Consider the following 7,827-nt stretch of genomic DNA (forward strand, 5'->3'; position numbering starts at 1 on the left):
CACGTGCTCCTTCCAACCCCGGACATCGCGGGACATACCCCCAAGTCCGGCTGACGGCACAACGATCCATGAGCCTACCTGGGGTCGTGAGGGCACCCGGTCACGGGTGCGACCGGCGGCCCGCGAGCAGGAAGCCGACGGTCCTGCCGCGTTCGGACCAGTCCTGGGTGGCCAGTTCGACGGACTGCACGAGCGTGCACTCCACGGCGAATCCGGCGCCGCTCAACACCCGTCCGGCGGCCTCCGCCTGATCCCTGGTCATGACATGCGTCACGATGCGCTGCGGCCTGCGGTCCGCGCACGCGCCGAGGGTGCGGGGGCCGCCGCCGCCGACGCGGATCACATCGGGTTCGGGCAGGTCCTCCAGCACCTGGGGGGCGACCCCGTTGACCGTGTGGAGCTGTACGCCCAGGCGCCGGGCCGTCGCCTCGGCCGCCGCGAGGGCCTGGGTGTCGCGGTCGACGGCGATGACGGCGGAGCCGAGGCGGGCGGCCTCGACGGCGGTCAGTCCGTCGCCCGTGCCGACGTCCCACAGCAGGTCGCCGACGCGGGGGCCGAGGACGGCCAGTTCCAGGGCGCGCAGCCGCCGGTCGCGGCCGGGGGCGTCGGGGACCGGGCCGGGGTCGGGCAGGTCGTAGTCGGCGGGTGCCAGGCCCCAGCCGCGCGGCCGGATCTCGCCGCCGGGCTCGGCGCCCGCGAGCCAGCCGGGTTCGCCGGCGGTCCGCGGGGGGCCGCCGCCGATCACCAGCAGGAGGTTGGGGTCGGTCCACTGGTGCTGCGAGACGGTGTCCGAGGTGAGGACCAGGACGCGTTCGCGGGCGGTGCCCAGCGATTCGCAGATGACGAAGGTGCGGTGGACGGGCCCGAGCAGCAGGGCGATCTCGGCGGGGCCCGGGCCGGGGGGGGGGAGAGGGAGGTGACCTCGGGCTCTTATACAAAGATTCGAGGAAACGAGACAAGCAGAAATACGGGAAGCAGTGTTTTGCCTGGAAAAAAAGAGACGTACTCTTATACACACATGCAAGCGCGCAAGACCTGCACACGCCGAGGGGCACGTGCTCGGCGTGGGGCGGGACTTCGGGCAGGGCCAGGTGGCGGGGGGCGCCGGCCACCAGGGTGGCCGCGTGGAGCGCGGCGCGGGCGGCCGGTTCCAGAGGGGAGCCGTCCCATCCGATCACCGTGACGCGGTCGGCCATGGTCGGGGTGCTCCTGGCTCGTCGCGGGTCGTGGACGGCGCTGAGCCTACCGTGCGCGGTAGTCGGCGCCCGGTGCGTCCTCCAGGTCCTCGGGGAGCAGGCCCCACACGATGAGATCGGTGCGGATGTCGGTCCAGCCGCCGTCCTCGGTGCGGGAGCGGACTATGAGGGCGTTGCGGAGGATTCCCTCGCTGACGCAGCCGATCTTCTGGGCGACCTGCTGGGAGGCGGTGTTGCCCGCGGCGGTGCGGACTTCGAGGCGTTCGAACTTCTGGTCGTGGAAGAGCCACTTGACGAGGGCCAGCACGGACTCGGCCGCGTAGCCCTCGCCTCTGGCCCAGGGCGCGACGACGTAGCCGGCCTCGGTGGCGAGGGTGTGCCAGTTGGTGCTCTTGAGGTGGACGCTGCCGACGAGCCGGTGGGTGAGGTGCTCGGTGACGGCGAGGACGAGACCTCTGCCCTCGGTGCGTTCGGCGGGGGCGGCGCGGGTGATCCAGTCGCGGGCGTCCGCGTCGGTGTACGGGATGGGCACGGAGGTCCAGGCCGCGGCGAGTTCGTCGTTCATCATCGCGGTCAGCTCGGGGATGTCCGCTTCCTCGAACGGGCGCAGCTCCAGCCGCTCCGTGCTGAGGGAGATGTCGGGGAAGGTGGGTGTCATCGGGCCGCTCCCTGCCTTGAGTCTGAGGGGACAGCATGCAGTATCGGCGGGCCGGGCCCCGGGCCGGGCCCTTTTATAAATCACCGAACCCACGAGAAAGGGAGAAAAAACGCCGGCCCGCTACTTGCCGGAAAAAAAAAAAAAACATATCTCGAGGTACTTGTCAGAACTTATCGTTAGACACTACAGCGCAGTCGCTGTGATTGTGCATCACTTCAGTGTATTGCCCGGGCGGGGGGGGCGTCAGGAGACGGGCTCGCCGAAGGCGGGGATCACCGACCCGTCGAAGGTCTCCTCGATGAACTGCCGCACCTCGTCGGAGGTGAGCAGCTCGGCGAGGGTGCGGACCCGGGGGTCGTCCTCGTCGCCGGCCCTGACGGCGAGGAGGTTGGCGTAGGGGTTGCCCTCGGCCTCCTCCAGGACGAGGGCGTCGTCGGCGGGGACGAGGTCGGCCTCGATGGCGAAGTTGCCGTTGATGACCGCGGCGTCGAAGTCCTCCAGGGAGCGCGGCAGGGCGGCGGCCTCCAGTTCCTCGAACGACAGGCCGCGGTCGTCGGTGATGTCGGCGAGGGTGGCGTCGGCGCCGGTGCCCTCGGCCAGTTCGATCACGCCGTTGTCGGCGAGGAGTTTGAGGGCGCGCCCCTCGTTGGTGGCGTCGTTGGGGAGGGCGACGGTGTCGCCCTCGGCCAGGTCGCCGGCGCTGTCGAGGGTGGCGGAGTAGAGGCCGAGCGGTTCGAGGTGGACGGTGACGACGCTGGTCAGGTCGGTGCCCTGGTTGGCGTTGAAGTCGTCCAGGTAGGGCTGGTGCTGGAAGAAGTTGGCGTCGACCTCGCCGCCGTCGACGGCGGTGTTGGGGAGTACGTAGTCGGTGAACTCCCGGATCTCCAGGGTGAGTCCGGCGTCCTCGGCCAGGTTGTCCCGGACGAACTCCAGGATCCGCGCGTGCGGGGTGGGGTTGGCGGCGACGGTCAGGGGCGCGGCGGCGTCGCTCCGGTCGCCGCCGTCGTCTCTGCCGGTGTCCGGGTCGGAGTCCGTGCCGCAGGCGGTCAGGCCGAGGGTGAGGGCCGCGGTGGCGGCGACGGCGACGGACGTGAGGTGGGTACGCACGAAGAGTGCCTTTCTGGTCGTCCGGGCGGAAGGCTCCCCGTCCGGTTCGTACGGGTTACGCGGGTAGTGCGGAGGGTCCGGCGCGCACGGTGCGGGCGCGCGCCGGGGTCGGGGTCAGGCGCGTTCGCGGCGGTGCAGGAGGCGGACGACGCCGTCGCCGAGGAGCTGGACGGCCGTCACGATGACGATGAGGACGACGACGGTGACGAGCATGAAGCCGTCCTCGAACCGCTGGTATCCGTAGGTGAGGGCCAGGGTGCCGAGCCCGCCGCCGCCGACCGCGCCGGCCATCGCGGAGTAGCCGATCAGCGCGATGACGGTGGTGGTGAGGCCCGCGACGAGGGACGGCAGGGCCTGCGGGAGCAGCACCTTGAGCACGACGGTCCAGGTGCCGCCGCCCATGGCCTGGACGGCTTCCACCAGGCCGCGGTCGACTTCCCGGACGGCGGTCTCGACCAGGCGCGCGAAGAACGGGATGGCGCCGATGGCCAGCGGGACGACGGCCGCGGTGGGGCCGACGGCGGTGCCGACGACGTACCGGGTGAACGGGATCAGCGCGACCATCAGGATGATGAACGGCAGCGAGCGGCCGATGTTGACGACGACGCCGAGGAGCTTGTTGGCGATCACGTTGCCCAGCGGGCCGCCGCGGTCGGTGAGGACGAGCAGCACGCCGATGGGCAGGCCGCCGAGGACGGCGTAGACGGTGGACCAGGCGACCATGTAGAGGGTGTCGATCGTGCCCTGCTCCAGCAGGGGCCGCATCTCGGACCAGGTCATCGGGCACCTTCCCCGGTGAGTCGCTCGGTGAGGGTCCCGGGGTCCGGGATCTCGACGGTGAGGCCCTGTTCGCGCAGGAACGCGAGTGCGGCGGCGGTCTGGTCGGGGCCGCCGGGGAGTTCGACGCGCATCCGGCCGACCTGCCGGCCGCCCACGGTGTCCATGGCGGCGCCGAGGATCGATATGTCGATGCCGTGGGTCCTGGCGAGCCGGGAGATGACCGGCCGGGCGGCGGAGTCGCCGTGGAAGGTGATGTCCGCCACGGTGGTGGGGCCGTCGTTCTCGGAGCCGCCGCCGAGGGGGAACAGTTCGCGCGCCAGCCGCGATCCCGGGGTGGCGAGCAGGTCGGAGACGGCGCCGGACTCGATCACGCGGCCGTGTTCCATCAGGGCGGCGGAGTCGCAGACGGCCTTCACCACGTCCATCTCGTGGGTGATGAGCAGGACGGTGAGGCCGAGGTCGCGGTTGAGGTCGCGCAGCAGGCCCAGCACGGAGCGGGTGGTCTCCGGGTCGAGGGCCGAGGTGGCCTCGTCGGACAGCAGCACCTTGGGGTCGCCGGCCAGCGCGCGGGCGATGCCGACGCGCTGCTTCTGGCCGCCGGAGAGCTGCGCGGGGTAGGCGCGGGCCTTGTCGGCGAGGCCGACGAGGTCGAGCAGGTCCAGGGCCTTGCGGGCGCGTTCGCGGCGGCCGAGGCCGAGGATCTCCAGCGGCAGCTCCACGTTGCCCCGGACGGTGCGCGAGGAGAGGAGGTTGAAGTGCTGGAAGATCATGCCGATCCCGCCTCGGGCCCGGCGCAGCGGGCGGCCGGCCCGGTTGCCCCGGCCGGCGAGGGCGGTGAGGTCGAGGCCGTCGACGGTGACGGTGCCGGAGGTGGGGCGTTCCAGCAGGTTGAGGCAGCGGATGAGGGTGGATTTGCCCGCCCCGCTGCGGCCGATGACGCCGTAGACCTCGCCCGGTCGGACGTGGATGCTGACGCCGTCGAGCGCGACGACCTCGCGGCCTCGCGAACGGTAGACCTTGGTGAGGTCCGTGGTGGTGATCACTGGGATTCCGTGACTGTCGGGTGCCGGGACACGCCCGGCCGCTGGGCCGTGACGGGAACGGGACGAGCACGCGGGCCGGGCGCGGCGGCCCGCGGGGAGCGCGGTGCCGGGGGCGCGGCCGGCGGGGGTCGCTTCGGGGCGCGGACTGCTCGGACGGGGGCCCTCAGCGGGCACACATTCGGCCGCGGCGGCGGCGACAACAGCGAGCACCGGGCGAAGAGGCCGCCTCGGTCGTCCTGGGACAGGTGCTCGTCGTGGTCATGACCCCAAGTAAAACAGATGGTCCTACAGCGTTTCGGCGCAGCTCCCGGCCCTGTGGCCAAGACCACGTGGAGCCGCCCCCCTCCCGCCGGACCGCCGGAGGGGCACCGTTAGAGTCGCCCCATGTTCACCCCGCTGACGGTCGCGGTCGTCGTGGCCGCGCTGCTGCTGGCCGCCTGGTGCGGATTCGCGGCGTACCGGGACCAGCCGGTCAAGGACTGGCACTACATGGGGGTCGGCGCGGTCCTGCTCCTCACGCTGGCGCAGGCGGGCGTCTCCGCGGTCCTGATGGCGGGCGGCGAGCGCCCGGCCGACGGGGGCACCGTCCTGTTCCTGTCGTATCTGGTGTCGGTCCCGCTCTGCCTGCCCGTGGTCGCGATCGTCTCGCTCGGCGAACGCACCCGCTGGGGATCGGTGACGGTCGCGGCGGGCGCGGTGGTGCTCGCGGCGCTGGAGCTGCGCCTGAACGACGTGTGGGAGGGAGGCGTCGGTGGCTGAGCACCCGACGGCGACGCGGGGGCCCGATCTGCGCCACGGCCCGGGGCGGCTGCTGGTGACGCTGTACGGCGTCTTCACCGTGGGCGCCGCGTCGCGCTCGCTCTACCAGCTCTCCACGCGCTTCGACGAGGCGCCGCTCGCGTACGTGCTGTCGGCGGTCGCCGCGCTGGTGTACGCGTTCATCACCGTCTGCCTGGTGCGCGGCGGCGAGGGGGCGCGGCGGGTCGCGCTGGTGGCGTGCGCCGCGGAGCTGACCGGTGTGCTGGTGGTCGGCACCTGGACGCTGGCCGACCCCTCGGCGTTCCCCGACGCGACGGTGTGGTCGGACTACGGCCTCGGGTACCTCTTCCTGCCGCTGGTCCTGCCGGTGACGGGCCTGCTCTGGCTGCGCCGGTCCGGCGGACCCGCCGCCGCCTGAGCGGGCCCGCGACCGCTCACGCTCACGGACCGGTCAGGCTCACGCGCTGGCGGCGAGATCGCGGTCGCGCGCGATCTCCTTCTCCATGGTGACCAGGCTGAGCTGGCGGGAGACCTCCTCGGTGCTCACCGGCGCGTAGCCGAGCCTGCGGTACAGGCGCAGGTTGCCCATGCTGCGGTGGCCGGTGAAGAGGCGGTAGCGGGCGGCGTCGCGCTCGGCGGCGAGCCGCTCCTCGATCGCGGCGAGCAGCCGGCCGCCGAGGCCGTGGCGCTGCATCCGGGGGTGGACAATGAGCCGGCCGATGCACGCCGTGCCGTCGGCGTCGACCGATCCGCGTACGGAGCCCACGACTTCGCCGCCGAGCCGGGCCACCAGCACGGTGGTGCCCTCCATTTCGGCGCGCAGGCCCTCCAGGGACTGGGTGAGCGGGTCGATCGTGTAGTCCCCGTACAACGCGGCCTCCGACTGGTAGCAGAGGTACTGGAGCTTGAGGATCTGCTCGGCGTCCTGTGCCGCCGCCCTGTCGATCGTGACGCTCATGCCCATGTGCACACGCCTCCCAAGCGAGGTGTCGCGCCGGCCCGGTGTGAGGAGGGTCCGCGTGTCCGGCCGACGAATTGCCCTGACGGCGCAGGTCAGCCCCGCGCCGTCAGCATTGTGCAAGGGAGGGTGGACCCAGGGCTACGGGCCCGGGCCAACTGCGTTGTGAGATTCCCGACTCGCGCTTCGGGTGTCAGCGCCGGAAGTCCGCCGCGGCCAGCAGCGCGGTGTCGGGGTGGTCGGCGAAGACGCCGTCGATGCCGGTGTCGAACCAGGCGCGGAGCGCGCCGAACGCGTCGCCGTAGGCGTTGGACGAGGTGCCTCGGCGGAACTCGGCGGGCAGGTACCGATTCTCGTTGCGCGCGGTGTAGGGGTGGACCAGCAGCCCGGCGTCGTGGGCGTCGTCGACCAGGCGGGTGGGCGTGCCCAGCGTGCCGTCGGAGCGGCGCGGGATGACCAGGTCGAGGGTGGGGCCGATACCCTGCGCGTAACCGGCTATCTCCCGCAGCCCGTCACGGGTGACGAGGTCGGCGACGGTCCGCGGGTCGCCCGCTTCGGTGAAGTCGTACGGGCGGGAGTCCGCCGCCGAGAGCAGCACGACGCGCGGCGTGTCCACCAGACCGGCCAGGCGTTCCATGCTGGACGGCTCGAACGACTGGAGCAGGACACGGGAGTTGGCGCGGTGCTGGCCGTGCTTGCGGAGCAGGCGGGCCAGGGGCTCCTCCACGGCGAGGCCGATGGAGCGGAAGTACGTGGGGTGCTTGGTCTCGGTGTACAGCCAGACCGGGCGGCCCCGTTCGCGCCCCTGGTCGGCGGCCCAGCGCAGCACCTCGTCGTAGGAGGGAACGGTCCAGCGGCCGTTGTACAGCGTGTTGTTCGGCCGCTGGTCGGGCACGCGCTCGGTGGCGCGCAGGGTCTTGAGCTCGGCGAGCGTGAAGTCCTCGGTGAACCAGCCGGTGACGGACTGCCCGTCCACCGTCTTGGTGGTGCGGCGGCCGGCGAACTCGGGGTGGTCGGCGACGTCGGTGGTGCCGCCGATCTCGTTCTCGTGGCGGCAGACCAGGTGCCCGTCGCGGGTGGGCACGAGGTCCTGCTCGATGATGTCGGCGCCGAGGTCGAGGCCGAGCTGGTAGGCGCCCAGGGTGTGCTCGGGGCGGTAGCCGGAGGCGCCCCGGCCGTCTTTTATACACATTTGACGCTGCCGACGAAGAGCATCGCGTCTGCATTGGCGCGTGTCCTCCTCTTTATTAACACACACTTTGTGCTCCCCCTTCACCGCTAACTCCTATCATATCTCTCTGCAACCATCCCACACCTCGACACACC

At 71.8% G+C, this 7,827-nt stretch carries 8 protein-coding genes and 1 pseudogene; 2 read left to right on the forward strand and 7 right to left on the reverse strand.

Annotated features, from left to right (window positions below; all coding sequences use genetic code 11):
• Positions 1-100: 100 nt before the first annotated feature.
• The 5 genes and pseudogenes from BN2279_RS10765 to BN2279_RS10785 all read right to left on the reverse strand — a co-directional run bounded on the left by BN2279_RS10765 (position 101) and on the right by BN2279_RS10785 (position 4,784).
• Positions 101-1,196, reverse strand: a pseudogene (locus tag BN2279_RS10765) (precorrin-6y C5,15-methyltransferase (decarboxylating) subunit CbiE).
• 46 nt (positions 1,197-1,242) lie between these two features.
• A complete protein-coding gene (locus tag BN2279_RS10770) occupies positions 1,243-1,854 on the reverse strand; it encodes a GNAT family N-acetyltransferase (RefSeq protein ID WP_059008473.1) in 612 nt (203 codons plus the stop codon).
• 243 nt (positions 1,855-2,097) lie between these two features.
• Positions 2,098-2,961: a MetQ/NlpA family ABC transporter substrate-binding protein gene (locus BN2279_RS10775; RefSeq protein ID WP_059008474.1), complete on the reverse strand. Its 864-nt coding sequence runs from the start codon at positions 2,959-2,961 to the stop codon at positions 2,098-2,100.
• 114 nt (positions 2,962-3,075) lie between these two features.
• Complete coding sequence (locus BN2279_RS10780; RefSeq protein WP_059008475.1) at positions 3,076-3,741, reverse strand: methionine ABC transporter permease; 666 nt, start codon at positions 3,739-3,741, stop codon at positions 3,076-3,078.
• Entirely contained in the window at positions 3,738-4,784 is a 1,047-nt protein-coding gene (locus tag BN2279_RS10785; RefSeq protein WP_059008476.1) for a methionine ABC transporter ATP-binding protein, read from the reverse strand. Before BN2279_RS10785 ends, BN2279_RS10780 begins: the two co-directional genes overlap by 4 nt.
• Positions 4,785-5,168: 384 nt before the next feature.
• Between BN2279_RS10785 and BN2279_RS10790 the strand changes: the two genes are divergently transcribed.
• Together BN2279_RS10790 and BN2279_RS10795 are read left to right on the forward strand one after the other, a co-directional pair.
• A complete protein-coding gene (locus BN2279_RS10790; RefSeq protein WP_059008477.1) occupies positions 5,169-5,543 on the forward strand; it encodes a hypothetical protein in 375 nt (124 codons plus the stop codon).
• Positions 5,536-5,961: a hypothetical protein gene (locus BN2279_RS10795; RefSeq protein WP_059008478.1), complete on the forward strand. Its 426-nt coding sequence runs from the start codon at positions 5,536-5,538 to the stop codon at positions 5,959-5,961. The genes BN2279_RS10790 and BN2279_RS10795 overlap by 8 nt, the downstream gene beginning before the upstream one ends.
• A 39-nt stretch (positions 5,962-6,000) precedes the next feature.
• Here the strand turns inward: BN2279_RS10795 and BN2279_RS10800 are convergent, their stop codons facing one another.
• Together BN2279_RS10800 and BN2279_RS10805 are read right to left on the reverse strand one after the other, a co-directional pair.
• Positions 6,001-6,507, reverse strand: a complete 507-nt coding sequence (locus BN2279_RS10800; RefSeq protein ID WP_059008479.1) for a GNAT family N-acetyltransferase — start codon at positions 6,505-6,507, stop codon at positions 6,001-6,003.
• Between the two features lie 187 nt (positions 6,508-6,694).
• A complete protein-coding gene (locus tag BN2279_RS10805) occupies positions 6,695-7,693 on the reverse strand; it encodes a glycerophosphodiester phosphodiesterase (protein WP_079032059.1) in 999 nt (332 codons plus the stop codon).
• Positions 7,694-7,827: the final 134 nt, after the last annotated feature.

It is taken from the genome of Streptomyces specialis, from assembly GCF_001493375.1.
GTDB lineage: Bacteria > Actinomycetota > Actinomycetes > Streptomycetales > Streptomycetaceae > Streptomyces > Streptomyces specialis.